24 protein-coding genes and 2 pseudogenes are annotated in these 25191 nt (G+C 73.8%); 16 read left to right on the plus strand and 10 right to left on the minus strand.

Annotated features, from left to right (window positions below; translation table 11 throughout):
• Positions 1-35: 35 nt before the first annotated feature.
• The gene (locus AB0H57_RS21895; RefSeq protein WP_357509194.1) at positions 36-2780 is read right to left on the minus strand and encodes a beta-L-arabinofuranosidase domain-containing protein; all 2745 of its coding nucleotides are present in this window, start codon (positions 2778-2780) and stop codon (positions 36-38) included.
• Positions 2781-3139: 359 nt separating this feature from the next.
• Complete coding sequence (locus AB0H57_RS21900) at positions 3140-4138, minus strand: hypothetical protein (protein ID WP_357509196.1); 999 nt, start codon at positions 4136-4138, stop codon at positions 3140-3142.
• Positions 4139-4197: 59 nt separating this feature from the next.
• Between AB0H57_RS21900 and AB0H57_RS21905 the strand changes: the two genes are divergently transcribed.
• Entirely contained in the window at positions 4198-4911 is a 714-nt protein-coding gene (locus AB0H57_RS21905) for a TetR/AcrR family transcriptional regulator (protein WP_357509198.1), read from the plus strand.
• A gap of 68 nt (positions 4912-4979) precedes the next feature.
• Here the strand turns inward: AB0H57_RS21905 and AB0H57_RS21910 are convergent, their stop codons facing one another.
• Together AB0H57_RS21910 and AB0H57_RS21915 are read right to left on the minus strand one after the other, a co-directional pair.
• Positions 4980-5675, minus strand: coding sequence for a cation transporter (locus tag AB0H57_RS21910; protein WP_357509200.1), 696 nt, complete (start codon positions 5673-5675; stop codon positions 4980-4982).
• Positions 5675-6004 (minus strand): metalloregulator ArsR/SmtB family transcription factor, encoded by a 330-nt coding sequence (locus tag AB0H57_RS21915; protein ID WP_357509202.1) that lies wholly within the window; start codon positions 6002-6004, stop codon positions 5675-5677. The genes AB0H57_RS21910 and AB0H57_RS21915 overlap by 1 nt, the downstream gene beginning before the upstream one ends.
• 47 nt (positions 6005-6051) lie before the next feature.
• Here AB0H57_RS21915 and AB0H57_RS21920 point away from each other — a divergent pair.
• The 4 genes and pseudogenes from AB0H57_RS21920 to AB0H57_RS21935 form a co-directional block, all read left to right on the plus strand.
• A pseudogene (locus AB0H57_RS21920) lies at positions 6052-6144 on the plus strand (disulfide bond formation protein DsbA); the annotation flags it as partial.
• Positions 6145-6178: 34 nt separating this feature from the next.
• Positions 6179-6259 (plus strand): annotated as a pseudogene (locus AB0H57_RS21925) (Vitamin K epoxide reductase); the annotation flags it as partial.
• A gap of 105 nt (positions 6260-6364) precedes the next feature.
• Positions 6365-7279: a cation diffusion facilitator family transporter gene (locus AB0H57_RS21930; protein WP_357509204.1), complete on the plus strand. Its 915-nt coding sequence runs from the start codon at positions 6365-6367 to the stop codon at positions 7277-7279.
• A gap of 139 nt (positions 7280-7418) precedes the next feature.
• Positions 7419-7667: an SHOCT domain-containing protein gene (locus tag AB0H57_RS21935; protein ID WP_357509206.1), complete on the plus strand. Its 249-nt coding sequence runs from the start codon at positions 7419-7421 to the stop codon at positions 7665-7667.
• 5 nt (positions 7668-7672) lie between these two features.
• On the opposite strand, the gene AB0H57_RS21940 is transcribed toward AB0H57_RS21935, so the two are convergent.
• The 4 genes from AB0H57_RS21940 to AB0H57_RS21955 form a co-directional block, all read right to left on the minus strand.
• The gene (locus AB0H57_RS21940) at positions 7673-8080 is read right to left on the minus strand and encodes a VOC family protein (protein ID WP_357509208.1); all 408 of its coding nucleotides are present in this window, start codon (positions 8078-8080) and stop codon (positions 7673-7675) included.
• Positions 8077-8868 (minus strand): ArsR family transcriptional regulator, encoded by a 792-nt coding sequence (locus tag AB0H57_RS21945; protein ID WP_357509210.1) that lies wholly within the window; start codon positions 8866-8868, stop codon positions 8077-8079. The genes AB0H57_RS21940 and AB0H57_RS21945 overlap by 4 nt, the downstream gene beginning before the upstream one ends.
• Before the next feature lie 71 nt (positions 8869-8939).
• A complete protein-coding gene (locus AB0H57_RS21950) occupies positions 8940-9455 on the minus strand; it encodes a hypothetical protein (protein ID WP_357509212.1) in 516 nt (171 codons plus the stop codon).
• Positions 9452-9985, minus strand: a complete 534-nt coding sequence (locus tag AB0H57_RS21955; protein ID WP_357509214.1) for an endonuclease — start codon at positions 9983-9985, stop codon at positions 9452-9454. Before AB0H57_RS21955 ends, AB0H57_RS21950 begins: the two co-directional genes overlap by 4 nt.
• Positions 9986-10223: 238 nt before the next feature.
• Here AB0H57_RS21955 and AB0H57_RS21960 point away from each other — a divergent pair, with 238 nt between their 5' ends.
• The 6 genes from AB0H57_RS21960 to AB0H57_RS21985 all read left to right on the plus strand — a co-directional run bounded on the left by AB0H57_RS21960 (position 10224) and on the right by AB0H57_RS21985 (position 17829).
• Positions 10224-10940, plus strand: coding sequence for a dihydrofolate reductase family protein (locus AB0H57_RS21960; protein WP_357509216.1), 717 nt, complete (start codon positions 10224-10226; stop codon positions 10938-10940).
• Between the two features lie 102 nt (positions 10941-11042).
• Positions 11043-11207, plus strand: coding sequence for a hypothetical protein (locus tag AB0H57_RS21965; RefSeq protein ID WP_357509218.1), 165 nt, complete (start codon positions 11043-11045; stop codon positions 11205-11207).
• A gap of 196 nt (positions 11208-11403) precedes the next feature.
• The gene (locus AB0H57_RS21970; protein WP_357509220.1) at positions 11404-13170 is read left to right on the plus strand and encodes a thiamine pyrophosphate-dependent enzyme; all 1767 of its coding nucleotides are present in this window, start codon (positions 11404-11406) and stop codon (positions 13168-13170) included.
• The gene (locus AB0H57_RS21975; RefSeq protein WP_357509222.1) at positions 13167-16292 is read left to right on the plus strand and encodes an FAD-linked oxidase C-terminal domain-containing protein; all 3126 of its coding nucleotides are present in this window, start codon (positions 13167-13169) and stop codon (positions 16290-16292) included. The genes AB0H57_RS21970 and AB0H57_RS21975 overlap by 4 nt, the downstream gene beginning before the upstream one ends.
• 4 nt (positions 16293-16296) lie before the next feature.
• Positions 16297-17376: an enolase C-terminal domain-like protein gene (locus AB0H57_RS21980; protein ID WP_357509224.1), complete on the plus strand. Its 1080-nt coding sequence runs from the start codon at positions 16297-16299 to the stop codon at positions 17374-17376.
• An 18-nt stretch (positions 17377-17394) separates the two neighbouring features.
• Positions 17395-17829 carry a DUF296 domain-containing protein gene (locus AB0H57_RS21985; RefSeq protein WP_357509226.1) on the plus strand — a complete coding sequence of 145 codons (435 nt, stop codon included), beginning with the start codon at positions 17395-17397 and terminating at the stop codon, positions 17827-17829.
• Between the two features lie 7 nt (positions 17830-17836).
• Here AB0H57_RS21985 and AB0H57_RS21990 read toward each other — a convergent pair whose 3' ends face one another.
• Complete coding sequence (locus AB0H57_RS21990; protein WP_357509228.1) at positions 17837-19627, minus strand: glycoside hydrolase family 15 protein; 1791 nt, start codon at positions 19625-19627, stop codon at positions 17837-17839.
• 112 nt (positions 19628-19739) lie between these two features.
• Here AB0H57_RS21990 and AB0H57_RS21995 point away from each other — a divergent pair, with 112 nt between their 5' ends.
• Positions 19740-20753: an SDR family oxidoreductase gene (locus tag AB0H57_RS21995; protein WP_357509230.1), complete on the plus strand. Its 1014-nt coding sequence runs from the start codon at positions 19740-19742 to the stop codon at positions 20751-20753.
• Positions 20754-20759: 6 nt separating this feature from the next.
• Here the strand turns inward: AB0H57_RS21995 and AB0H57_RS22000 are convergent, their stop codons facing one another.
• The gene (locus AB0H57_RS22000; protein WP_357509232.1) at positions 20760-21365 is read right to left on the minus strand and encodes an STAS domain-containing protein; all 606 of its coding nucleotides are present in this window, start codon (positions 21363-21365) and stop codon (positions 20760-20762) included.
• Between the two features lie 357 nt (positions 21366-21722).
• Here AB0H57_RS22000 and AB0H57_RS22005 point away from each other — a divergent pair, with 357 nt between their 5' ends.
• From AB0H57_RS22005 to AB0H57_RS22020, 4 genes are all read left to right on the plus strand, one after another.
• Positions 21723-22259 carry a GNAT family N-acetyltransferase gene (locus AB0H57_RS22005; protein ID WP_357509234.1) on the plus strand — a complete coding sequence of 179 codons (537 nt, stop codon included), beginning with the start codon at positions 21723-21725 and terminating at the stop codon, positions 22257-22259.
• A 156-nt stretch (positions 22260-22415) separates the two neighbouring features.
• Positions 22416-22994, plus strand: a complete 579-nt coding sequence (locus AB0H57_RS22010; protein WP_357509236.1) for a hypothetical protein — start codon at positions 22416-22418, stop codon at positions 22992-22994.
• 1 nt (position 22995) lies between these two features.
• Positions 22996-23658 (plus strand): copper resistance CopC family protein, encoded by a 663-nt coding sequence (locus AB0H57_RS22015; protein WP_357509238.1) that lies wholly within the window; start codon positions 22996-22998, stop codon positions 23656-23658.
• Between the two features lie 157 nt (positions 23659-23815).
• Positions 23816-25165: a cytochrome P450 gene (locus tag AB0H57_RS22020; protein WP_357509239.1), complete on the plus strand. Its 1350-nt coding sequence runs from the start codon at positions 23816-23818 to the stop codon at positions 25163-25165.
• Positions 25166-25191: the final 26 nt, after the last annotated feature.

Consider the following 25191-nt stretch of genomic DNA (forward strand, 5'->3'; position numbering starts at 1 on the left):
GGGACGGGTTTGCCGCCCCCGGCCCGGGCGGCGGCCTACACGAACCGCCAGAGGTGGTCGCTGGTGCCGTTGTCGTCCCAGATGACGACCTGGGCGCCCTGCGCCGTCGAGCCGCCGGTCACCGCGAGGACGCGCCCGCCGTTGGCGCACTGGATCCGGAAGTAGCCGTTGGCGCCGTACCGGAGCCGCCAGCGGTGGTCGGCGGCGCCGTTGTCGGCCCACTGCAGCACCCGGGCGCCGTTGGCGGTGCCGGCGTTCTCCACGCCGAGCACCCGGCCGCTGTTCGAGTTGCGCAGCCGCAGGTAGCCGCCGCTGTCCACGATCGCCGTCCAGAGGTGGTCGGCGGTGCCGGTGTCACGCCACTGGATCACCAGACCGCCGTCGGCGGTGGACATGTTCTGCACGCCGAGGACCAGGCCGCTGGCGAGGTTCTGGATCCGGCGCGCGCCGTTGGGCACGAACCGCCACTGGTTGTCCGGCGTGCCGTTGTCCGGGTCCTGCACCACCCGGGCGCCCTGCGCGGTGTTGCCGTTGAGCAGCGCCAGCAGCTTGCCGGAGTTGCCGTTGCGGATCTTGTGGGAGCCGTCGCCGACGTCGCCGAGCGTCCACCGGTGGTCGGCCGTCCCGGTGTTCGACCACTGCACGACCTGGGCGTTGTCCGCGGTCGACATGTTCTGCACGCCGAGCACCTTGCCGCTGTTGGCGTTGCGCAACCGCACCGCGCCGCCGTCGACCAGGAGTTCCCAGCCGTGGTCGGCGGTGCCGTTGTCCGCCCACTGCAGGGCCGGGGCGCCGTCGGCGGTGGACATGTTCTCGACGCCCAGCACGAGACCGCTGGCGGCATTGACCAGCCGGAAGGTGGCGCCGGCGGTGCCGCCGGTCTGGCCGTTGGCGTTCCAGTAGACGGTGTAGTTGTGTCCGTGCGCGTCGTGGAACGGCCCGAGGTTGACGGTGGAGCCGTTGGCGGTGGCGGTGAAGCTGAGCGCGGTGCTGCTGGTCCGGGTGACCGAGGCGGTGACGAGTGCGGGCAGCGCGGACAGCGCCGTGTTGCCGTAGTTGCCGGAGAGCACCACTGGCCCGTAGGTGAGCGCCACCACGTTCGGGTCGTCGTTCGCGGGCTGCGCCTGCACCCGCATCGGCAGCCGTACGGTGACGGCGTCGCCGCTGGTCCACGACCGGGTGAGGGCGGCGTACGTCCCCGGTGTGGTGGCGATGTCCTGGGCCACCCCGTTGACGCTGACCGTGGCGCCCGTCGTCCAGGCCGGGATGCGGATGCGCATCGTCCACGACCCGCCGACGCTGCCGCTGACGGTCAGGGTGGTGGTGTCCCCGACCGGGTAGCTGGTGGTCTGGGTGACCGTGATGCCCCGCTGCGACCAGGTGAGCACCGACGGCATGAACAGGTTCACGGTCAGCGTGCTGCCGTTGTGGAAGTAGACGGCGTCCATCAGGGCGGTGTTGCTCTCCAGGCCGGTGCCCTGGCAGCACCAGAAGGAGTTGTAGTCGGTGCTCCAGGTGCCACCGCCCCACGCCGGGCCCACGCCGCGCCGGCCGCCCGGCTGCAGCGGGGTGAAGTAGGTGATGTGGCCGTGGCTGTCGGCCGGGTTCTGCGCCCCGACGAGGTGGTTGAGCAGCGCCCGCTCGTAGAAGTCGAAGTACGCGGTCCGCCCGGGGTCGAGCTGCCACAACTCCCGGGTCAGCTTGAGCATGTTGTACGTGTTGCACGCCTCGCAGGTGTCGTTGCGCAGGTAGCCAGCGATGGCGTTGGGGGCGCGGAAGTGTTCGGCCTGGCTGTTGCCGCCGATGGCGTAGCTGTGCGCGTTGACGGTCATGGTCCAGGCGTTGCTGGCGATGTCGCGGTAGCGGGTGGTGCCGGTGGCCTTGAACTCCCGGGCCGCGCCGATCCACTTCGGCACCTGGGTGTTGGCGTGCAGCCCGTTGAGCTGGTCGGAGTTCGCGGCCAGCGGGTTGAACACCGCGGCGTGGTCGAACCGTTGCGCGGCGGTCAGCCACCGGCCGTCGCCGGTCTGCTGGTACAGGTCGGTCAGCACGGCGTTCATGCCGCCGAACTCGGTGCCCAGCATGGCCTGCATCTGGGTCGAGGTGAGCCGACCGGTGCGCCAGTCGACCCAGCCGGCGAGCGCCAGCAGGACGTCGCGGGCCTGGTTGGTGCCGACGAGCCGCCACACGTCGAGCAGGCCGGCCAGCGTCTTGTGGATGCAGTAGTACGGCACGTTGCCGTTGTTCAGGGTGCGGGCCTCGAGGGCGGTGAAGTCGGACTCCGGAAACCCGGACAGGTAGCCGGCGTTGAAGCCGGCCGCGGCGTTGTTGGCCTGGCACTTCGCCAGTTCGGCCACCATCTGGTTCGCCTTGTCCCGGCACGTGGTGTCGCCGAGCACCGCCCACGCCTGCGCCCACGCGGTCAGGAAGTGCCCCTGGACGTGGGTGCGGAAGGGGAACGTCGGGGCGTCCCATCCCCCGTTCGCGGCGGCGCCGCCGGTGGAGAGCCGGTGGTTGGCCCGGAAGTTGTAGAGCAGCCGGTTGACGTCGACGAAGCGCAGGTAGGTGAGTGTGCGGTCCTGGTTGTCCTGCCAGCGGCTGGCGGTCAGCCGCACCTGGCCGGGGTCGAAGGCGTACGCCGAGACGCCGATGTCGGGCCGGACCGGGGGCAGGGCGGCGCCGGCGCCGCCTGCCCGGACGGTGGACCCGACCGCGGAGGCGACGGCGGTCGCGCCGGCGGCCCGCAGGAGGAGGCGACGGTTCAGGAACGGAGAGGGCATCACAGGGCTCCCTGGGCAGGGCGGACCCGCCCGCGCCGCGACGGTCGGTGGCGGGGCGGGCGTGGCTCGACGGGGTCGTCCGCACGCGGCACGCCGTGGCCCGGACGGCCGCCGGGGCACCGGCGACCACACAACGAGCGATGCGAACGCATCGATGTTATCGCTAACATAGCGGCGGGGCGGGCGGGCTCGCAAGACCTGACGGTCGCAGGCCGACCCACGCCGGAAACGCCGGGGGAACCACTCCGGGCGCGGACCGGTCCACCCTGTGTTAGGCCGGGGCCCTTGTTGACACCCGTGTGTCAACAAGGGCCCCGGCCTTTCAGCTCACGTCCCGGGGCGGACCGGTGGTGCGGCGGTCAGGGCTGCGGCGCGTAGACCTCGGCCATCGCGTGGAACGCGGCCTTCGGCTCCCACCGCCCCGAGTCGAGCACCTTGACCAGGCCGTACGAGGCGAGGTCGAGGTCGGCCCGTCCACGGTCGGGCCGGTGCGGCAGGTTGCGCGCCGCGAAGGTGCACCAGAACGCGGCGTCCACCGGCTCCCGCTCGTACACCTCGACCAACTCGCGCAGGTACCGCGCCTGCTCCTGCTCGTCGCGGTCCAGCTCCCGGGTCAGCTCCCGCCCTCGCGTGCCGTCCCACTCGACCAGGAACGCGCCGCGGGCGCCGAGGTCCGCCGCGCCCCGGTACGTGGTGCAGCCGAACTCGGTCACCGCCACCGGCTTGCCCTGCTCGGCCAGCACCCGCAGGGCGTGCTCGTAGACGTCGGCGTTCTCCTTCGAGCGGTAGAGGTCCACACCGATGACGTCGAACGGGGCCCAGTCGACGCGCTCGGAGGGCAGGGCCGCGTAGCTGATCCGGCCGCCGAAGCGCTCGCGGACCCGGGCCACCGCCTCGGCGAGGAACGCGTTGAGTCGGGGCGGGATCGTGGGGAAGAGTTCGCGCAGCCGGTCCGGCCGCGACAGCAGCGCGAGCCGCTCGTCCAGCGTGTCGCCAGGCAGGAAGCCGCGGGTGAACAGGGTCAGTTCCGCCCCCGTGACCAGTACGACCTCGGCGCCGTCGCGGCGGAGGCGCTCGGCCCGGTCGGCGCAGTCGGCGAGCAGGTCCAGCAGTTCCTCGGTGGTCAGGTCGTTGGTGAAGGGCGAGAACCAGACCTCCAGGCCCGCGTCGGCGGCGTGCCGGGCGGCGACCTCGAGGCGCTCGGGCCGGCTGCCGGTGATCCGTACGGCGGTGCAGTGCAGGTCGTCACGGATCACCCGCAGGTCCCGGCGGACCGTTTCGGGGTCGAAGGGCTCGTGCGTGGTGGGGCCGGGGCCGAGGGCCCAGCCGGTGTCATAGGTGATTCCTCGGGTGCGCATGCCGACAGGGTACGGCACGTACCCTAAAAAGGAGACGGTGCGTACCCTAGGATGGGTGGGTGAGACGACGGCGCGGCGCGGTGCTGGTGGACGCGATCCTGCGGGCCGCCGCCGACGAGCTGGTCGAGTCCGGGTACGCCGGGCTGACCATGGAGGCCGTCGCGCGGCGGGCCGGGACCAACAAGAACGCGGTGTACCGCCGCTGGCCGGGCAAGGCCGCGCTGGGCATCGCCGCCTATCGCCGGCTGGCCGCCGCCGCCACGGATGTGCCCGACACCGGCAGCCTCCGCGAGGACGTGCTGGAGTTGCTGCGCCGGGTCAATCGGCAGTTCTCCTCACCGCTGGGCGCGGTGCAGCGTGACCTGCTGGCCGCCGCCGCGACCGAGGCGGACCTGCTCGCCGGCCTGCGGGAGGCGTCGGCGGACGCCGGCTCGCTGCTCTGGCTCGGCGTGCTCGAACGCGCCGTCACCCGCGGCGAGGCCCCGGCGTCGGCGCTGCATCCCCGGGTGGCCACCGTCGCGGTGGTGCTGCTGCGCAACGAGTACGTCGTCCGGGGCGCCCAGACCGCGCCGGACGACGTCCTGGTGGAGATCGTCGACGAGATCTACCTGCCGCTGATCCGCGGTCGGGCCGGGTCGGCGCCCCTACACCCGTCTGCGGATCCACCCGATGACCGCGGTCACGATGAAGAGGATCGCCGCGACCACGAACAGCCAGAACAGACCCTTGACCGCCAGGCCGACGATCGCCAGGACCAGCCACACCACCAGTAGAGCAACGATCAATGCGATCATGAGCCGCCACTTACCCGCACCTGACCTGCGCAAACCCTGCCCGCGGGTTACCGGTCGTCCGCTGGGCAGTTGGACGAGCAGCCGCAGGGCACAGCCGCGGCGGCGGGGGCGGCGCAGCAGGCGTCCCCACGCCAGGCGTCGCGGCCTTCCTTGACGGCGACGGCGGCGATGACCAGGGCGGCGAGCGGGTCGGCCCAGGACCAGCCGAACAGGCTGTTGAGGCCGAGGCCGACGAGCAGGACCGCTGAGAGATAGGTGCAGAGCAGGGTCTGCTTGGAGTCCGCGACCGCGGTGCGGGAGCCCAGTTCGCGGCCGGCGCGGCGCTGGGCGTACGACAGGCCCGGCATGATCGCCAGGGACAGCGCGGCGAGCGCGAGCCCGACGGGGGAGTGCCCCGCGTCGGCGCCGCCCAGCAGCGCGCGGATCGACTCGGCGCCGACATAGCCGGCGAGGGCGAAGAACGAGACGGCGATGATCCGTAGGGCGGTCCGCTCCCGGGCCTCGGGGTCGCGGCCGGCGAACTGCCAGGCCACCGCCGTGGCGGAGGAGACCTCGATGATCGAGTCGAGGCCGAAGCCGATCAACGCGGTGGACGAGGCGACCGTGCCGGCGCCGAGCGCCACGACCGCCTCGATCACGTTGTAGGTGATGGTGGCGGCGACGAGGAGCCGGACCCGGCGGGTGAGCACCGCGCGGCGGTCGCCCGACGGCCCGCCGGAGGTCCGCAGGAGGGGCAGGGTCATCAGCAGCAGCCCTTCGCCTCGCTGTCGGGGCAGCTCGCGGGGTCGACGGCCAGGACCAGGCCGAGCAGGTCGCCCAGTGCGTGCGCCAATCGGGGGTCGGCCAGCTCGTAGCGGGTGCGTCGCCCTTCGGGGGTGGCCACGACCAGGCCGCAGCCGCGTAGGCAGCTCAGATGGTTGGAGAGATTCTGCCGCGTGGTGCCGAGCAGGTCGGCGAGCTGCGCCGGGTAGCCCGGCCCGTCGCGCAAAGCCAGCAGCAGCCGCGCCCGGGTCTGGTCGGACAGCGCGTGGCCGAAGCGGGCCAGCACCTGCCCGTGGGTCAACGTCTCCACGCGCCAACAGTACACCGATTGCTGTATCAAGTCACCGGCGCCCGCGCACCCCGACGTTCTGCCTCAACGGCCGCCAGCTCACCAAGCTGCGCAACTCCGACGACCTGACGGCGGCCATCGACGGCGCCCTCGCCGAATGAGCGCCGCCCCCGCCGTGGCGCGCGTCGAGGCCGCCTCGTCCTCGTCGCCTGGTACGCCGCCGTCGCCGCCGCGATCCTGCACCGCTTCTGGGACTACTGGACGACGCTGCCGTAGCGCCGGCGGACGCCCGTCTGTCAGGAAGCAGATCCCCCCGCGCCACTTGCACTTATTGCAATGTAAACATATGTTGGCGGGAGTGGACGGGGAAGGAAGTGCGGCATGGGAGCGGGGCACGACCATGGTGGGCAGGTGCTGCGGGCCGGTGCGAAGCACCGGGGCCGGCTCTGGGCGGCCTTCGGCCTCCTCGCCGGGTTCATGCTGGTCGAGGCGGTCGCCGCCTGGCTGACCGGTTCCCTGGCGCTGCTCTCCGACGCCGGGCACATGTTCACCGACGTGCTCGGCATCGGGATGGCGCTGGCCGCGATCACCGCGGCGAGCCGGGCCTCCCGCGACGGGCAGCGCACCTTCGGCCTCTACCGCACGGAGGTGCTCGCCGCGCTCGCCAACGCCGTGCTGCTCTTCGGCGTGGCGATCTTCGTGCTGGTGGAGGCGGTGCGCCGGTTCGCCGAGCCGCCCGAGGTGCTTGCCGGGCCGATGCTGGTCGTGGCGGTGGCGGGCCTGCTGGCCAACGTCGGGGCGTTCCTGCTGCTGCGCTCCGGCGCGACGGAGAGCCTGAACGTGCGGGGCGCCTACCTGGAGGTGCTCGGTGACCTGTTCAGCTCCGTCGGGGTGATCGTCGCCGCGGCGGTCATCGCCCTCACCGAGTGGTGGTACGCCGACCCGATCATCGCCGTGGCGGTCGGCCTGTTCATCCTGCCCCGCACCTACCGGCTGGGCCGGGCGGCCGTGCGCGTGCTGGTGCAGGCCGCGCCGCCGCACCTCGACGTCGCCGAGGTCCGCGACGCGCTGGCCGCGGTCGACGGCGTCGCCGACGTCCACGACCTGCACGTGTGGACCCTCACCTCGGGCATGGAGGTGGCCTCGGCGCACCTGATCCTGGCCCGTCGCGGCGACCTCGCCGCCGTGCTCGCCGGGTCCCGGCAGGTGCTGCACGACCGGTTCGGCATCGAGCACGCCACCCTCCAGGCCGAACCCCAGGACGCCGACGGGGTGTGTGACAAGAGCGGTTGGTGACGCCCGGGGCGGCACCGTCCCGGCGGCCGGCGTACGCCGGGGGGCCGGACGGCCCGGCGGTCCGGGCCCGCGGTCCCTGGCCCGGCAGCGCCGGCCGCGTGACGATGGCGGGGTGGGGACCGCCCCCGGAGGTGACGCGATGATGTACGGATACGGCCCTGGCGGGCTGTGGATGACGCTGGTTCCGGTGCTGTGGCTCGCGCTCGGCGCCGGGCTGGTCTGGGCGCTGCTGCGGCTGGTCCGGCGCCCGGACGGCGAGGGCGGGCGGCAGACCCGGGAGACGCCGCAGGAGATCCTCGACCGCCGGTACGCGTCGGGCGAGATCGACGCCGAGGAGCACCGGCGCGCTCGGGCGCAGCTGGCCGGCCGGGACGCCGGCGCCTCCTGATCCGCTCAGCCGGTGACCGGCGTGGCCGCCGCCCGGCGCGCGGGTTGGAAGAGCTCGACGAGGTTGCCGGCGGGGTCGGCGAGCAGGATCTGCCGCCCGCCCGGGCCGGCCACCACGTCGCTGCGGAACGGCACTCCGGTGCCGCGCAGCCGGCCGATCGTGGCGTCGAGATCGTCGACGACCAGGTGGATCCGGTTGTGTCCGGCGGTGGCGGCGTCGTCGGGGGTGGCGCGGGCACCCGAACTGGCCGGGCCGGACAGCAGCAGCCGCAGCGGGCCCCGTACCACATCGGCGAAGGCGGGCGCGGCGTCGAAGTTCAGGGTGAAGCCGAGGTGCGTGGTGTAGAAGTCGACGGCTGCCTGGACGTCGTCGACGAGGTAGCGGACGCTGGCGTACCGGTCGGATGCGGTCACTGCGGGGCCTCCTTCGGGCGGGTGCTGGCGGTGAGGACGGGCGTCAGGTGTCCGACCCGTCGCTGGATCTCGGCCGCGACCCGCCGAAAGGACGGATAGCTGGCCCGGTCGGTGTCGCCGGCCGCGGCCGGGTCGGGGATGCTCCAGTGCACCCTGCGGGGCTGGCCGGCGAAGTCGGGGCAGGACTCCCGGGCCCGGTCGCACAGGCTGATCACGTAGTCGAAGCGGCGCCCGGCCAGCGTGTCGACGTGCCGGGTGCGCTGCCCGGCGACGTCCGTGCCGAACTCCTCGCGCAGCACCCGTACGGCGTTGGGATGCAGGCGGTCCCGGGGCCGGATGCCGGCGCTGGCCACCTCGACCCGGCCGCCGGTGTGCCGGCGCAGCAGGGCCTCGGCGATCGGGGACCGGGCGCTGTTGCCGGTGCACACGAACAGCACGCCGGGGCGGGGCGAGCGTCGCGGGCCGATCTCGGCGCACTGCGGCGCGGCGGGCGGGTGCAGCGCCGGGTGCAGTGCGGCGCCGGTGTCGGCCAACGCCTGGGCGCAGCGGTCCAGATCGAGGTGGTGGTAGCTGTCCCGACCGTCGAAGCTGCTGCGGGTGGCGGTGACCAACCCGCCGTCGCGCAGCAGCCGCAGGTGGTAGGAGACCAGGTTCTGCGGCTCACCCACCAGTGCCGCCAGGTCCCGGACCCGGTGGTCGCCCTGCGCGAGCACGGTCAACAGCCGCCACCGCAGCGGGTGGGCGGCCAGCCGTAAGAACGCCGGGGCGGCCCGGCTCGGCGACGCCATGACCGGAAAATACATCAAACCCGTTTGATGGAGCAACGGGTTCGGGTCATCCCGGGCTCACCCGGTGGCGGTCAGCCCCCGGGTTCGTCGTCCTCGTCGTCCTCGGCCCAGCCGAGCGCGACGAGCAGGGCGGACCAGTCGTCCGGGCCGGCGATGTCCAGGTATCCGTCGCCGAGCAGGTAGTCGAGCACCAGGTCGGCGGGGTTGTCGGCGAGCTTCTCGAACAGGTGGCTCTCGTACCACACCACGCCGGTGTCGGGGAACCACCACACCTCGCCGGTGGTGGCGTTGGCCAGCAGCGGCTCGTAGTTGCGGGCGCCGACATGAACCCAGTTGCCGGGGTCGGGGACGTCGGCGGCGACCTCGTCGAGGGGTATCTCGGGCTCGCCGATCCGGTCGGCCTTGAGCAGCACCAGGTCGCCGGCGCGCGGGCCCTCGGTGATCGCGACGACCTCGGCCAGGCCGGGCGGGAGACCGGCCGCCTCGACCGTGCGGCCGGGCGGGAAGTCGCCGAGCACGATGCCGTCGTCCCGGTCGGCCAGCACCGCCCGGATCCGCTCGACCCGCCGGCGCAGCTCGTCGTTCACTCGATCACCTCGATCCTGATGGGCGTGCCGTCGGTCAGGTTCTGGATCTGCGGCCAGATCTGCCGGGTACCGATGTCGGTGTTCGTCCGGGCGTGCAGGAATCTGAGGTTGCTCGCGTGGTCCGGGCCGCCGAGTTGCAGCTCCCAGACGTGGTCGGGATGCATCCGGGTCGGATCCGTGACCCGGTCGATGAGCCTGCGGGAGAACTCGGGGTTGCGCCGGCCGTACTGCTCGTGGATGCGCTTGATCAGGTCCTGCCGGTAGTCGCTGGTGATCTTGTCATTGCGGGCGACCGGGTTGGTGGCCTTGTAGAGCTTGCCCTCCTCGCCGAGCTTCTTCAGCGCGTTGGTCTTGCGCTGGAACGGGCCCTTCGGCATGAACGGCTTGCGCTGGATCTTGATGGTCACCGGGGGCAGGTCCGGGTTCGGGCCGCGTACCCGGGGCTTGTCCAGCGCCTCCACCGCCTTGCGGACCAGCTTGCCGGCCCGGGGCTTGCCGGCCCCACCGGCCCGGGAACCACGCCTAGCCACCGGTCACTCCTGCACTGCCCGAACCCGCCGGCATGCCCACCCTCCGAACAGGACGACCGAACCGCTACCACTGGCAGCTTAGGAGACGCCGTCGCGCCGCACCGACCGTGGTGCGGCGGGCGAGCCGGCTGATGGGCGCGGCGAAATCTTTCCGCCGGCTGCTGTCGGGAGCCGGCGCGCGGCTCCGACCTCTCCATGACCACCCCGACCGGGGGCGGGAGAGAACGGAGCGACGACCATGACCAAGGTGACCGCACAGCTGTCGGTCTCCCTCGACGGGTGCTACGCCGGACCGAGGCACGACGGCACCGGCAACTGGATGGAGTCGGCGGAGAGCCTCGGGTTCTTCCGGGTGACCCGCTGGGTGATCGACGCGATGGCCTGGCGGGAGCGGTTGGGCTTCGCCGGCGGCGAGCAGGACACCAACTCCCAGATCATGGCGGAGACGTTCGCGGCCGCCGGGGCGTACGTGATGGGCCGGCGGATGGCCGACGGCGGTGAGGTGCCGTGGGGCGACGAGCCGCCGTTCCGGGCGCCGGTCTTCGTCGTCACGCACCGGCCCCGCGAGACCCTGGTCCGTGGGGGCGGGACGAGCTTCACCTACGTCACCGACGGCGTCGCCGCCGCGATCGAGCGGGCCCGGGCCGTGGCGGACGGCCGGAATGTGGCCGTGGCCGGCGGTGGGGAACTGGTCCGGCAGGTGCTGAAGGCCGGCCTGCTGGACGAGTTGGAGCTGCACATCGCCCCCGTGGTGCTGGGCGCCGGGATGCGGTTGCTGGACGAACGCCTCGACCTGGACGGGCGGGAAGGGATCGAACTCACCCCGATCCGGGTCGTGCACACCCCGCAGGTCATCCACGTCCGGTACGCCGTCGGGGGCCGCGCGCGGCTGGTGCTCGACGACCGGGGCAGCGGCGGCGGTCCGGCCCGGGTGGAGGTCGCCGCGGGTGACTGACCGCGGTCGCACCGGCTGCCCCGCCCGGTTTGTCCGGCCACCAGGCGGGTAGGGCGAGCCGGCAACCGAGTGGAGGGCGGTACGGGGATGCGCAGGAGTCGGATGGATGACGTGGCGGTCGGCGCGGCCGGCGACGTCGCGGGAGCGGTCGTCGATCCCCGGCAGGGGCTGCGCCGGTTGCGCGGCACGGTCGGCGGGAGCGCCCTGCCGCTGGGGGTGGGCCTGGTGCTCGGCTTCCTGCTGGCCCGTGCCCGCCGGCCCGGCTGACCGGCGCTGCCCCGGCCCGGTGGGATGGCGCCGGGGCCGCCCGCCGGGCCGGGACGGGAGAACCGGCCGGATCTGGGCGTTTAACGCCAATCGGTGCGGGTAGGCGCGGCATCCGGACGGTCAACGCGAACGGGCACGGGTAGCCCGGCAACCGGCCGGCGGCCCACGGGGCCGGTACGCAACCGGGAGGCGTGACGTGCAGGAGATCGTGGGCGAGAGCCTGGCCCGTCGGCTGGTGGAGTGGGGTGTCGACACCGTCTTCGGCCTGCCCGGCGACGGCATCAACGGGCTGATGGAGGGCTTCCGGCGGCAACGGGAGAAGCTGACCTTCGTCCTGGTGCACCACGAGGAGGCGGCGGCTTTCATGGCCACCGGCTACGCCAAGGCCACCGGGCGGCTCGGCGTCTGCGTGGCCACCTCCGGCCCGGGCGCCATCCACCTGCTCAACGGGCTGTACGACGCCAAGCTCGACCACGTGCCGGTGCTGGCGATCACCGGCATGCAGGAGACCTCGGTGCTCGGGCAGAACTACCAGCAGGAGGTGCACACCCCGCTGCTGTACCAGGACGTCGCGGTCTACAACATGATGGTCACCAACCCGCGGCAGCTGCCCGGGCTGGTCGACATCGCCATCCGCAACGCCCTGGCCAAGCGCACCGTCGCCCACCTGAGCTTCCCCAACGACGTGCAGGTCGCGGCCCTCGACGAGGACCCGTACCGGCACGTGAGCCCCGGGGAGCCGCCGGCCAGCAGCCCGGTCGTGTCGCGTCCCGCGGTGCCGGCCGAGCCGGCCGACCTGGCCCGCGCGGCGGAACTGCTCAACGCCGGGACGAAGATCGCCATGCTGGTCGGCGTCGGCGCCCGGCACGCCCGCGACGAGGTGCTCGCGGTCGCCGCGGCGCTGGGCAGCCCGATCGTCAAGACGCTCTCCGGCAAGATGGTCGTCCCCGACGACCATCCGCTCACCACCGGCGGCCTCGGCCTGCTCGGCACCCGCCCGAGCGAGGAGCTGATGGAGGAGTGCGACACCCTGCTGATGGTCGGCACCTCCTTCCCGTACGCGAAGTTCCTGCCGGCGCCGGGGCAGGCCCGGGTGGCGCAGATCGACATCGACGCCAGCCTGATCGGGATGCGGCTGCCGGTGGACGCCCCGGTCACCGCCGACGCCGGGGTCGCGCTGCGGCAGTTGCTGCCGCTGCTGGCGGCCCGCACCGACCGGTCCTTCCTGACCAAGTACCAGCGGGAGCGGGACGCGTGGCGCGCGGAGATGGTCGCCCTGCAGGACCCGACCCGCGACCCGATCGCGCCGCAGTACCTGATCAGCTGCGTGGACGAGGCGGCCACCTCCGACGCGATCCTCACCTGCGACTCCGGCACCATCGCCACCTGGTCGGCCCGGCACTGGACCATCCGCGGCCGCCGGGAGTTCTACCTCTCCGGCAACCTGGCCACCATGGCGCCCGGTCTGCCGTACGCGATCGCCATGCAGCACGCGTTCCCCGGCCGGCAGGTGATCGCGTTCGTCGGGGACGGCGGGTTCGCCATGCTGATGGCCGAGTTCCTCACCGCGGCGCGGCACCAGCTGCCGATCAAGGTGATCATCAACAACAACAACTCGTACGGGCAGATCCTCTGGGAGCAGATCGTCCTCGGCTACCCGGAGTACGCGGTGCGGCACCGGCAGCCGGAGGCGGACTTCGCCGCCTGGGCGCGCGCCTGCGGCGGGTACGGCGCCAAGGTCACCGACCCCAGGGCGCTGCCCGGGGTGATCCGCGACGCGCTGTCCCACCCCGGCCCGGCGCTGGTCGACTGCGACGTCAACCCCGACGAGCCGCCGATGCCGGGCAAGGTCGGCTACGACCAGGCCAAGCACTTCACCGAGGCGTTCCTGCGCGGCCAGCCGCACAAGGCCGCCACCCTCACCACGGTGGCCCGCGACAAGATCAACGAGCTGCGGTCGTGATCCGGCGGACCGCAGCCCGGCCGGCCCCGGTCGCCGGCGTGCCGCTGCCCGACCCCGTCCTGCGGCCACCCGCGCCGGCGCACGACGTCGACCTGGCCGCCCTCGCCGCCGACCTGTCCACCGAGGTCGACGGGGAGGTGCGGTTCGACGACGGCTCCCGGGCCGCCTACGCCACCGGCGGCTCCAACTACCGGCAGGTGCCGCTCGGCCTGGTGCTGCCCCGTACGGTCGAGGCGGCGGTGGCCGCGGTCGCCGTCTGCCGGCGGCACGGCGTGCCCGTGCTCTCCCGGGGCGGCGGCACGAGCCTGGCCGGCCAGGTCACCAACGTGGCGGTGGTGATCGACTGGTCGAAGTACTGCAACCGGCTGCTGGCGGTCGACCCGGCCGCGCGGACCTGCCTCGTCGAGCCGGGCATCGTGCTCGACACGCTCAACGACCTGCTCGCGCCGCACGGGCTGGAGTTCGGGCCGCGCCCCTCCACCCACAGCCACTGCACCATCGGCGGCATGATCGGCAACAACTCCTGCGGCTCCACCGCCCAACGCAGCGGCAAAACGGTCGACAACGTCGTCGAGCTGGAGGTGCTGCTGTACGACGGCACCCGGATGTGGGTGGGCGAGACCAGCGACGAGCGGTACGCCGAGATCCAGCGCCGGGGTGGCCGCCAGGCCGAGATCTACCGGGCCCTGCGGGAGCTGCGCGACGAGTACCTGACCGAGATCCGCGCCCGGTACCCGCACATCCCGCGCCGGGTCTCCGGATACAACATCGACAGCCTGCTGCCGGAGAAGAACTTCCACGTCGGGCAGGCGCTGGTCGGCTCCGAGGGCACACTGGTCACCGTCCTGCGGGCCCGGCTGCGGCTGGTGCCGGTGGTGCGGGCCACGTCGATGGTGTTCCTGTCGTACCCGGACATCGCCGCCGCCGGCGACGCGGTGCCCCGGGTCCTGCCGCACCGTCCGGTCGCGCTGGAGGGCCTCGACGACAAGCTGATCAATTTCGAGAAGCGCAAGCACCTGCACCCGGCCGCCCTGCACAAGCTTCCCGCCGGCGGCGGCTGGCTGATGGTGCAGCTCGGCGGCGACACCGTGGCCGAGGCGGAGGCGGCCGCCGCGCGCCTGATCGACGACCTGTGCCGCGACGGCGGCGGGCCGGGCGTGCACCGCTTCGACGACCCGGCCGACGAGGAAGACATGTGGCGGGTCCGCGAGTCCGGGCTTGGCGCGACCGCCCGGGTGCCGGGGGAGCGGGACACCTGGGAGGGGTGGGAGGACTCCGCGGTCCCCCCGGAACGGCTGGGCGACTACCTGCGGGACCTGGACCGCCTCTTCCACGAGTACGGATTCGAACAGGCGTCGCTGTACGGGCACTTCGGGCAGGGCTGCGTGCACACCCGCATCCCGTTCGTGATGACCACCGCGGACGGCGTGCGCCAGTACCGCTCCTTCGTCGAGCGGGCCGCCGACCTGGTCGTGACGTACGGCGGCTCCTTCTCCGGCGAGCACGGTGACGGGCAGTCCCGCGGCGAGCTGCTGGTGAAGATGTTCGGTGACCGGCTGATCCGGGCGTTCGGCCAGTGCAAGGCGATCTTCGACGCCGACGACCGGATGAACCCCGGCAAGGCGGTCGCGCCCTACCCGCTGGACAGCCACCTGCGGCTCGGCGTGGACTTCAACCACGGCGACGTGGACACCCGGTTCCGCTACCCCGACGACTCCGGCAGCTTCAGCCGCGCCGTGCTGCGCTGCGTCGGCGTCGGCCAGTGCCGCCGGGAGCACGGCGGGGTGATGTGCCCGTCGTACATGGTCACCCGGGAGGAGGAGCACTCCACCCGAGGCCGGGCCCGGCTGCTGTTCGAGATGCTCGACGGCACCGCCCGGGGCGGCCCGATCGGCGACGGCTGGCGCTCGGACGCCGTCCGCGACGCCCTCGACCTCTGCCTGGCCTGCAAGGGCTGCAAGGCGGACTGCCCGGTCAACGTGGACATGGCCACCTACAAGGCGGAGTTCCTGTCCCACCACTACGCGGGCCGGCTGCGCCCCCGGTCGCACTACTCGATGGGCTGGCTGCCGCTGGCCGCGGCCGTCGCCGGCCGGGCTCCCCGGCTGGTGAACGCGCTGGCGCAGGCCCCGGCCCTGGGCCGGCTCGCCAAGGCGCTCGGCGGCGTCGACCGGCGCCGGGACATCCCGCTCTTCGCCACCGAGTCCTTCCAGCGCTGGTTCGCCCGGCGTACCCCCGGCGGGGACGGCTCGCGCGGCGAGGTGCTGCTCTGGCCGGACACCTTCACCAACCACTTCCACCCCGACATCGGGCGGGCGGCGGTCGAGGTGCTGGAGGCCGCCGGCTGGCGGGTCCGGGTGCCCGACCAGCCGGTCTGCTGCGGCCTGACCTGGATCTCCACCGGCCAGCTCGACGTCGCCAAGCGGGTGCTGCAGCGGACCGTCGACGTGCTGCGCCCGCACCTGCGGGCCGGGACCCGGGTGGTCGGCCTGGAGCCGAGCTGCACCGCCGTGTTCCGCAGCGACGCCCACGAGCTGTTCCCCGTCGACGAGGACGTGACCCGGCTGCGCCAGCAGACGGTGACCCTGGCGGAACTGCTGCACGAGCACACCCCCGGCTGGCGGCCACCGCGACTGCCGGCGCACGCGCTGATCCAGACCCACTGCCACCAGCACGCCATCCTCGGCACCGACGCCGACCGGGCGGTGCTCGCCGCCGCCGGGGTGCACGCCGACGTCCTGGACTCCGGCTGCTGCGGCCTGGCCGGCAACTTCGGCTTCGAACAGGGCCACTACGAGGTCTCCGAGGCGTGCGCCGAACGGGTGCTGCTGCCCGCCGTACGGGACGCCGCCGACACCGACGTGATCCTCGCCGACGGCTTCAGCTGTCGTACCCAGGTCGCGCAGAGCGCCGCGGCCGGACGCCGGGCGATCCACCTCGCCGAGCTGCTCCGCGCCGGCCTGCGCGGCGGCCCGGTGCCGGCCCGGCCCGAGTGGAGCTGGGCCGAGCGGCCCACCCCGCCACCCCGGGCCGCCCGCTGGGCCGCCGCGGCGGCCCTCGCCCTGGCCGCGCTGGCGCCGGTGGCCGCGCTCGCCGTCCGGGCCGCCCGGCGGGGGCGGTGACGGCGTGCGGCTGAGCGTGGCCGCGTACCGGGTGCCCACCGACGCCCCGGAGGGCGACGGCACCCTGGCCTGGGACGCCACCACGCTGGTGCTGGTCTCCGCGACGGCCGACGGGCACACCGGCCTGGGCTGGACCTACGGTCCGCCGGCCGTGCTGCCCGTGGTGGCCGACCTGCTCGCCCCGGTGGTCGCCGAGCTGGACCCGGACGACGTGCCGGCCGCGTGGGCGGCGATGCGCCGGCGGCTGCGCAACGCTGGCCGGCCGGGCGTCGCCGGGCTCGCCCTCTCCGCCGCCGACTGCGCGATCTGGGACCTCAAGGCCCGCCGGCTCGGCCTGCCGCTGGCCCGGCTGCTGGGCACCGCCCGCCGGCGCGTCCCGGTGTACGGCAGCGGCGGCTTCACCACCTACGACGCCGCCCGCCAGCACCGGCAGCTCGCCGCCTGGGTGCACGAGGAGGGCATCCCCCGCGTGAAGATCAAGATCGGCGAGTCCGGGGGGAACGAGGCCACCCGCGACCTGGCCCGGATGGCCGCCGCCCGGCGCACCATCGGCGACCAGGCCGAGCTGTACGTGGACGCCAACGGCGGCTACCAGCGCAAGCAGGCCGTCCGGGTGATGCGGGCCGCCGACGACCTCGACGTGCGCTGGTACGAGGAACCGGTCAGCTCCGACGACCTGGCCGGCCTCGGCCAGGTGCGCGACCAGGTGCTGCCCGACGTGGCCGCCGGCGAGTACGGCTTCGACCTGGTCTACTTCCACCGGATGGCGCCGTACGTCGACTGCCTCCAGATCGACGTCACCCGGTGCGGCGGGATCACCGAGTTCCTGCGGGCGGCGGCGGTGGCCGCCGCGGCCGGGCTGGAGGTCTCCGCGCACTGCGCCCCCCACCAGCACCTCGCGGTCGCCGCCGCCACCCCCAATTTGCGGCACGTCGAGTGGTTCCACGACCACGTCCGGATCGAGTCGATGCTCTTCGACGGCGCGGTGCCGGCCACCGGCGGCGCGGCGGCCGTTCCGCTGGACCGGCCGGGCGTGGGGCTGACGCTGCGGGCCGGCGAGGCGGACCGGTACCGGGTGGCCTGAGGCGGAGGAGGTTCGACGATGCGGGCACGCGAGGTGCGCCAGCAGACCGGCCGGGTCCTGGTGGTGGTCTGCGACCAGGGGGAGGAGGCGGTCGCCGCCGTCGGGGCGGCCCTGCGCGAGCAGGGGATACGCGCCGCCCGGGTGACCGCCGTCGGCGGGTTCGCCGACGCCGAGGTCGGCTGGTTCGACCGGGACGCCGGCGACTACCGGCGGATCCCCGTGGCCGAGCAGGTCGAGGTGCTCTCGCTGCTCGGCGACGTCGCGGCCCGCGACGGCACGCCGGTGCTGCACGTGCACGCGGTCCTCGGCCGCCGCGACGGCGGCACGGTCGGCGGGCACCTGCTGCGCGGCCGGGTCTGGCCGACGCTGGAGGTGATCATCTCGGAGGTGGCGCCGGAGCTGGCCAAGCGGGTCGATCCGGAGACCGGGCTGGCGCTCATCTCCGGGTCGTGACGGCCGGTCAGCCGGGCGGCCGGCACGGCGTGGCCTGGCCCAGCGTCACCGCCGTCTCCAACATCAACGCGTGCACGAACGCCTGCGGCAGGTTCGCCCGCAACTGCCGCTGCTGCACGTCGTACTCCTCGGTGAAGAGCCCCGGCGGGCCGCAGGCGGCGCGGTTGCGTTCGAACCAGCGTTGCGCCTCGGCCACGTCGCCGGCCTGCCACGCGGCCAGCGCCGCGCCGAACCCGCAGAGCAGGAACGCGCCCTCGGCGTCGCCCAGCGGGCGGCGGTCCGGACGGAACCGGTACAGGTACCCGTCGCACTCCAGCTCGGCCAGGACCGCCCGCCGGGTCGCCTCGGTGCGGGGGTCGTCCGCCGGCACCGCGCCGCGGATCGCGGGAAACAGCAGCGCCGCATCGACCCGCCCGTCGTCGTACGCCCGCTGCCACCGACCGGACGGATGCAGGCCGTGTGCCGCCGCGCCGGCGAGAATCGCGTCCGCCAACGCCACCCACCGTCCGGCCAGGCCGCGCGGCGCGATCCCAGCGGCCGAACGCAGGCCGGCCACGCAGGTGAGCTTCGAGTGCGTCCACTGCCGGGCCGACAACTCCCAGATCCCCGAGTCCGGCTGCCGCCAGCACTCCGCCACGATCCGCGCGGTGGAGTCCAACGCCCGCCAGCCGTCGTCGGTCAGCCGGTCGTGCCGCCCGGCGGTCGCCAGCAGCAGCAGGACCTCGCCGAGGCTGTCCAGCTGGAACTGCCCGCTCACCCAGTTCCCGGTGCGCGGCGGCGCCCCCGGATACCCCGCCAGGAACTCCAGCCCGTGCGGTGGCGGCATCGGGCCGCCGTCGACGGTGTACGCGGGGGCAAGCCGGTCCCCGTCGGCGAGCACCCGCGCGGAGAGGAAGGCGACCGCGTCGTCCAGCAGGTCGTACCGCCCGATCCGCGCGGCGGCGTGTCCGGCGAAGGACTGGTCCCGCAACCAGGCGTAGCGGTAGTCGAAGTTGCGGCCGGCGAGCGCCCGTTCCGGCAGCGCCGTCGTGGCCGCCGCCACCATTCCGCCGCCGGGCCGGGTCAGCCCGCGCAGCACCGCGTACGCGAACACCGCGTCGCGCTGCGCGGGGCCGCCGGCCAGCGGTGGCAGCGCCTGCCGCCAGGTGTGCTCGGTGGTGCGCCACAGCTCGGACGGCTGGGGCGGCTCGTCCTCGATCGGCCGGTCGGCTATCTCCAGCACCAGGTCGTGCCGGCCGCCGGCGGGCACGGTGAGCTCACCGCAGAGCGCACCGTCGCCGGTGGGCCGCAGCCCCTCGCCGCCGCTGTGCCGCAGGTACAGGTTGCCCGAGCGGGCCAGCCAGTGCGAACCCTCCCGTCGCGCGTCGCGCACCGGCTCGCGGCCGAAGTCGGCCCTCGGGTCGAGCCGGACCCGGACCACCGCGTCCCGGTCGACCGCGCGGATCTGGCGCAGCAGCACCACCCGTCGCTGCTCGCCCGGGTAGCACAGGGCTTCCCGGGACTCGATGATCCCGTCGGTGGTCACCCACCGGCTCAGCCACACCAACGACGCCGGCTCGTAGTGGCCGCCCCAGACGAAGCGGGGATTGGCCGGGGTCACCAGATAGTCGCCGCGACCGCCCAGCAGCCTGCTGAACACCGGCGGGTCGGCCCAGCCGGGGGCGCACAGCCAGCTGATGTTGCCGTCGGGTCCGACGAGCGCGCCGCGCCGACCGTCGGCGAGCAGCGCGTACTCGCGCAGCACGCTCGGTGCGTGCGTCGCCGTCTGCGCCCCGGGCGGATGGTCGTCGCGGCCCACCGGCAGCGGCTACCCGCTCCGTACCGCCGCACACCCGACCGGCGGTCCGGAGTAGCTCGGCCGGCACCGGGTAGACGCCGGGACCGCACAGCGACGAGACCGGGAGGGCGGGATGGGCCGGAACCCACAGCACGCACGGGTCGCGGTGATCACCGGGGCCAGCGCCGGGGTGGGCCGGGCCACCGCCCGCCTGCTGGCCCGGCGGGGTATCGCCATCGCCCTGCTGGCCCGGGGCCGCAAGGGGCTCGACGCGGCCGCCGAGGAGGTACGCGCCGCCGGCAGCCGGGCGCTGCCGATCGAGGTGGACATGGCCGACTACGACCAGGTCGTCGCCGCCGGGCGGCGCGTCGAGTCCGAACTCGGCCCGATGGACCTGTGGATCAACGACGCCTTCAGCTCGATCTTCGCCCCGTTCCGGCAGACCCGGCCGGAGGAGTTCCGCCGGGCCATGGAGGTCACCTACCTCGGCTACGTGCACGGCACCCGGGTCGCGCTCGACCACATGGCGCCCCGCGACCGGGGCGCCATCGTGCAGGTCGGCTCGGCGCTGGCGTACCGGGGCATCCCGTTGCAGGCCACCTACTGCGCGTCCAAGCACGCCATCGTCGGCTTCACCGAGGCGTTGCGCTGCGAGCTGATGCACGACCGGAGCAACGTCAAGGTGACCATGGTGCACCTGCCCGCGCTCAACACCCCGCAGTTCGACTGGCTGGCGTCCCGGCTGTCCCGGCACGCCCAACCCGTACCGCCGATCTACCAGCCGGTGGTCGCGGCCCGGGCCATCGTGGCCGCCGCCGACCGGCCCGGCCGCCGGGCGTACTGGGTCGGGGCCTCCACCGCGCTGACCATCCTCGGCAACCGGCTGGCGCCGGGGCTGCTCGACCGGTACCTGGCCCGCACCGGATACCAGTCGCAGCAGACCGACCAGCCCGCCGATCCGCACCGGCCCGGGAACCTGTGGCTACCGGCGGACGGACCCCAGGGCCGCGATCACGGCGCGCAGGGCGAGTTCAGCGGCCGGTCACACCCGCACAGCGCCCAGGCCTGGCTGTCCCGGCACCGGTTCCTGACGGCCGCCGGCCTGGCCGCCGCGACTGCCGGGACGGTGGCCTGGCGCCGGCACTGACCGGGCTCACCGACGGGCGGCGGAAACCGGCCGGCCGGCGCGGTCGCGGGTCAGCGCCGCGACGGCCTCGTCGGCGCCGTCGAAGATCGGGAAGACCGCCTCCAACCGCATCGTGTGCAACACCGTACGCACGAACGGGGGCGGCGCCGCCAGGCACAGCTCGGCCCCCCGGGCGCGGGCGTCCCGGTGGGCGCGGACCAGCAAGCTCAGCCCCGTCGAGTCGATCACGTGCACCTCGGCCAGGTCGACCACCACGTCGCCGCCCATGTCGGCCGCGTGCCGCAGCGCCGCGCGCAGCGTGTCGCCGCTGTCCAGGTCGATGTCACCGGTGGCGGCGACCAGGGTCACCCCGGCTCGGTGGTCGATGCCGGCGATGCCACCCGGGCCGTGCCCCGCGCACCGCGCGTGGTGCCCGCCGGCGGATCGGGGCTGGCGACTGCAGTGCGGGCAGTGGTGGGGCCCGGCTGCGAGCGGCGAGCCGGTCCACGCCTGCTCGGCCAGCAGGGGCCAGACGACCTCGGCGTCGGTGAGCGGCGAGGCGGCGTCCGTGACGGTGTCGCCGCAGCTGTCGCAGATCAACGTCAGCACGTGGGCGTCCGGGACGGCGGTCATCCTGGTGTCCTTTCCGGGTACGGGCCGGCGGCGCCGCCGCTCGGGCGCCGGGCCCGGCGGGCTCGCCCCTGCCTCCTGGTGCGCGGACCGCGTCGGCCCACCATGCTGGTGCGCGGACCGCGTCGGCCCACCATGCTGGTGCGCGGACCGCGTCGGCCCACCATGCTGGTGCGCGGACCGCGTCGGCCCACCTTGGCCAACCGGTATGGCGGTCACCCCACGACCACATGACGGTCAGGTGACAGGTCGGGGTCGCGGCGCCCCGTGTCCGCTGGGGCGGCTCAGCGACCCTTCCGATCAGCACGACCGCCCGGGTCGTACGCTGGTCCGGCACCTGCCGCGACCTTGGGAGCACCGATGACCAGCGCTGGAACCCGCGCCGCCCGGCTGGCCCGACCCGCCGACGTGCCCGCCCTCGTCGACCTGGTCCAGTCGGCGTACCGGGGGGAGTCCAGCCGGGCCGGCTGGACCACCGAGGCGGACCTGATCGACGGCCAGCGCGCCGACGCGGCGATGGTGGGCGCGGCGGTGACCGACCCGAACGGGGTGGTGCTGGTCGTCGAGGACGGGGCCGGAATCGCGGCCTGCTGCCAGCTGGAGCGCCGGGACGACCACGCGTACTTCGGGATGTTCGCCGTGTCGCCGGGCCGGCAGGGCGGCGGCCTGGGCCGGGCGATGCTGGCCGAGGCCGAGCGGTTCGCCCGCGACGAGTGGGGCGTCGGTGCGCTGCGGATGACCGTCATCCGGCAGCGGGAGGACCTGATCGCCTGGTACGAGCGCCGCGGCTACGCCCGCACCGGCGAGCTGACCCCGTTCCCGTACGGCGACGAGCGGTTCGGGCTGCCACTCCGGCCGGACCTGGTGTTCGAGACGCTGACCCGGAAGCTCGGCTGAACCGCGCCGCAGCCGGGGCGCCGCGACCAGGGGTGTGCTCGGTGGAGGGAGCGGAGCGCAAGCGGTAAGAGGTTTGTCAGCGGGGAACCCTCCTACCGTCGGGGGCGTTCCGAGACCGCGACGGCCGTGCCGTACGCGCCGATCCCCGGAGGTCAGATGACCGCCCGTCCCCAGCAGCTTGGGCCGGTGGACCCTCCGTCGCTCCTGGCGACGTTGAATACCACCTGGCACCGTGCCGCGCTCAACGTCTTCATGTTCGTCGTGCTCGCCCACTGGGCCGAGCATCTGGTGCAGGCCGCTCAGATCTGGCTCCTCGGCTGGAGCCGGCCCGAGGCTCGTGGCCTGCTGGGTCTGCCCTTCCCGTGGTTGGTCGAGTCGGAGTGGCTGCATTACGGCTACGCACTGGTGATGCTCGCGGGTTTCTGGTTGCTGCGGACCGGCTTCGTCGGTCGGGCCCGGCTGTGGTGGGGCATCGCCCTCGGCGTCCAGGTGTGGCATCACCTGGAGCATCTGCTGCTGTTGGTGCAGGCCCTCACCGGCCAGTACCTGCTGGGCCGCGCGGTGCCGACCAGCCTCGCGCAGGTCGTGTTTCCCCGGGTCGAGCTGCACCTGTTCTACAACGCCGTGGTCTTCGCGCCGATGGTGATCGCGATCGGTCTGCACCTGCGACCGACCTGGCGGGAGCAGGCGCTGATGAAGTGCAGCTGCCGGCCTACCGCGGTCGCGGAGGCCTGAGATGGCCGGCCCCGCCGTCCGGCCCGCCCGGGCGGTGGGCGCCGGCCGGGTCGCCGGTCTCGCGGTGGCGGCACTCGCCCTCGGCGTACCGCTCCTGGGCGTGCTGGTCGCGGCGGCCCCGGTCCGGCTGGTCGCCGCGGCGCCCGCCGACCGGGCCGTACGTGCCCAGCCGCCGTCCGAGGTCACGATGACCTTCGACCGCCCGCCGACCGTGTCCGGGACGCACCTGTCGGTGGCCGCCCCCGACGGCACGGCCCGGGTCGGCCGGCCGACCGTGCGGGGGCGCACGGTCAGCGTCGCGGTGCCGCCAGCCGGCGACGGGACCTACCTGGTCGCCTATCACGCCGAGTTCGGCGCCGGCCGTGAGCTCACCGGCACGATCCGGTTCGTGGTGCGCCGGGACGCGGGGCCGGACGCCGCCGCTGCGGGTGCCGGCCGGCCCGACGCCGCCGGCCCGGCTGTCGACCGCTCCGACGCGGTCGACCCGCCCGGGCCCTCGGGGTCAACGGGCGGAGGCCACTCGCACGGCGTGCCGACGGAGCCGTGGGTGCTGCTCCTGCTCGGGTTCGACCTTCTGGTGCTGGCGGTCGTCGGGCTGCGACTGCGCCGCCGGCGCCGGCCGCATCTCCGGGGCCGGATGTCGCGCCGGGGTTGCACTGACTAACAGTCATACTCCACTATGACTATTAGTCATAGAGGGCGTCGGGTGGGGGCATCGGGGTTCCGAGCTGCCCGTCCCGCCGGCTGATCGCCGCCAGACCGCGGTGCATTCCGGTCGGCGCTGCCAGTCGGGTGGGGCGCGAACCGCCGGGGAGGTACCGATGGTTGCCGCAGACAGTACGAAGCGAGAGGCTCCGGTGCTTTCCGGCCGGTTGCCCATCGCCGGGCACGCGCCGCTGCTGATGAGCCAGGGGCTGCGGCTGATGGAACGCGCCCGCGACACCGGGCCGGTGGTCAGGATCTACCTCGGGCGCAAGCCGGCCTACGTGGTCAACGATCCCGACCTGCTGCGCCGGGTCCTGGTCACCGACGCCTCGGCCTTCGCCGGGAAAGGGCCGCTGGTCGAGAAGGCGAAACTTGTGCTCGGCAACGGGATCTCCTGCTCCACCGGCGACTTCAACCATCGCCAGCGCCGCCTGATGCAGCCCGCCTTCCACAAGGAACGGGTCGCCGGCTATGTGGACGTCATGCGCGCGGTCGCCACCGAACGGATCGGCGGCTGGCACGCCGGCGAGCGGCTCGTGATGGAGCAGGAGATGCGCGAGATCGCCCTCACCGTCGCGGCGAAGGCGCTCTTCGCCTCCGACATCGGGCGCGAGGCAGTCGAGGAGTTCCGCACGTCGATCCCGGTCGCGGTCCGCGGGGTGGCCGTCCGCACCATGATGCCGGCGCTGGCCGCCCTGCCCACGCCCGGCAACCGCCGATTCGATCAGGCGCTGCGGCAGCTGCATCGGATCATCGACCGGATGATCGAGGCGTACCGGCGCGACGGCGTCGACCACGGTGACGTGCTGTCGATGCTGCTCGCGGCGCGCGACGAGGAGACCGGCGAGGCGATGCCGGACAAGCAGATCCACGCCGAGGTGATGACCATCGCGACGGCCGCCACCGAGACCACCAACGGCGCGCTGGTCTGGGCGGCGTACGAGCTGGGCCAACGGGAGGACGTCGAGCGCCGGCTGCACGACGAGCTGACCGACGTGCTCAGCGACCGCCCGGTCACCGCGGCCGATCTGCCGAAGCTCGAGTACACCCGACGCTTCCTCAACGAGGTGCTGCGGCTGTACGCGATGTGGGTGCTGACCCGGCAGACGACCCGCCCCACCGAACTCGCCGGGATCGCCCTGCCGGCCGGCGCGACCGTCATGTTCAGTCCGCAGGCGATCCACCGCGACCCGCGGATCTACCGCGACCCGACCCGGTTCGACCCGGACCGCTGGCTGCCCGAGCGCGCCGAGGAGGTGCCCCGCAACGCGTTCCTGCCGTTCGGCTCCGGCCGCTACATCTGCATCGGCGAACAGTTCGCCATGACCGAGATGCTGGTCGTCTTCGCCACGCTGGTCCGCCGGTGGCGGCTGCGGCCGGTGCCCGGCCACGTCGTGAAGCCCTCGGTCGCCAAGGGCGGCCTGCCGAACAGCCTGCCCATGGTCGTCGAGCCGCGTCACCACTGAGGGTGCCGAGCACTATCCCAGGAGGA

The organism is Micromonospora sp. NPDC050686, from assembly GCF_040654475.1.
In the GTDB taxonomy this organism is placed as follows: domain Bacteria; phylum Actinomycetota; class Actinomycetes; order Mycobacteriales; family Micromonosporaceae; genus Micromonospora.

Coding starts and splice junctions, on each gene's coding strand:
- AB0H57_RS22010 (WP_357509236.1), top strand. CDS start 22,416: ATGACCGCCCGTCCCCAGCAGCTTGGGCCGGTGGACCCTCCGTCGCTC.
- AB0H57_RS22020 (WP_357509239.1), top strand. CDS start 23,816: ATGGTTGCCGCAGACAGTACGAAGCGAGAGGCTCCGGTGCTTTCCGGC.
- AB0H57_RS22005 (WP_357509234.1), top strand. CDS start 21,723: ATGACCAGCGCTGGAACCCGCGCCGCCCGGCTGGCCCGACCCGCCGAC.
- AB0H57_RS21960 (WP_357509216.1), top strand. CDS start 10,224: ATGACCAAGGTGACCGCACAGCTGTCGGTCTCCCTCGACGGGTGCTAC.
- AB0H57_RS21985 (WP_357509226.1), top strand. CDS start 17,395: ATGCGGGCACGCGAGGTGCGCCAGCAGACCGGCCGGGTCCTGGTGGTG.
- AB0H57_RS21910 (WP_357509200.1), bottom strand. CDS start 5,675: ATGACCCTGCCCCTCCTGCGGACCTCCGGCGGGCCGTCGGGCGACCGC.
- AB0H57_RS22015 (WP_357509238.1), top strand. CDS start 22,996: ATGGCCGGCCCCGCCGTCCGGCCCGCCCGGGCGGTGGGCGCCGGCCGG.
- AB0H57_RS21935 (WP_357509206.1), top strand. CDS start 7,419: ATGATGTACGGATACGGCCCTGGCGGGCTGTGGATGACGCTGGTTCCG.
- AB0H57_RS21965 (WP_357509218.1), top strand. CDS start 11,043: ATGGATGACGTGGCGGTCGGCGCGGCCGGCGACGTCGCGGGAGCGGTC.
- AB0H57_RS22000 (WP_357509232.1), bottom strand. CDS start 21,365: ATGACCGCCGTCCCGGACGCCCACGTGCTGACGTTGATCTGCGACAGC.
- AB0H57_RS21945 (WP_357509210.1), bottom strand. CDS start 8,868: ATGGCGTCGCCGAGCCGGGCCGCCCCGGCGTTCTTACGGCTGGCCGCC.
- AB0H57_RS21895 (WP_357509194.1), bottom strand. CDS start 2,780: ATGCCCTCTCCGTTCCTGAACCGTCGCCTCCTCCTGCGGGCCGCCGGC.
- AB0H57_RS21900 (WP_357509196.1), bottom strand. CDS start 4,138: ATGCGCACCCGAGGAATCACCTATGACACCGGCTGGGCCCTCGGCCCC.
- AB0H57_RS21930 (WP_357509204.1), top strand. CDS start 6,365: ATGGGAGCGGGGCACGACCATGGTGGGCAGGTGCTGCGGGCCGGTGCG.
- AB0H57_RS21995 (WP_357509230.1), top strand. CDS start 19,740: ATGGGCCGGAACCCACAGCACGCACGGGTCGCGGTGATCACCGGGGCC.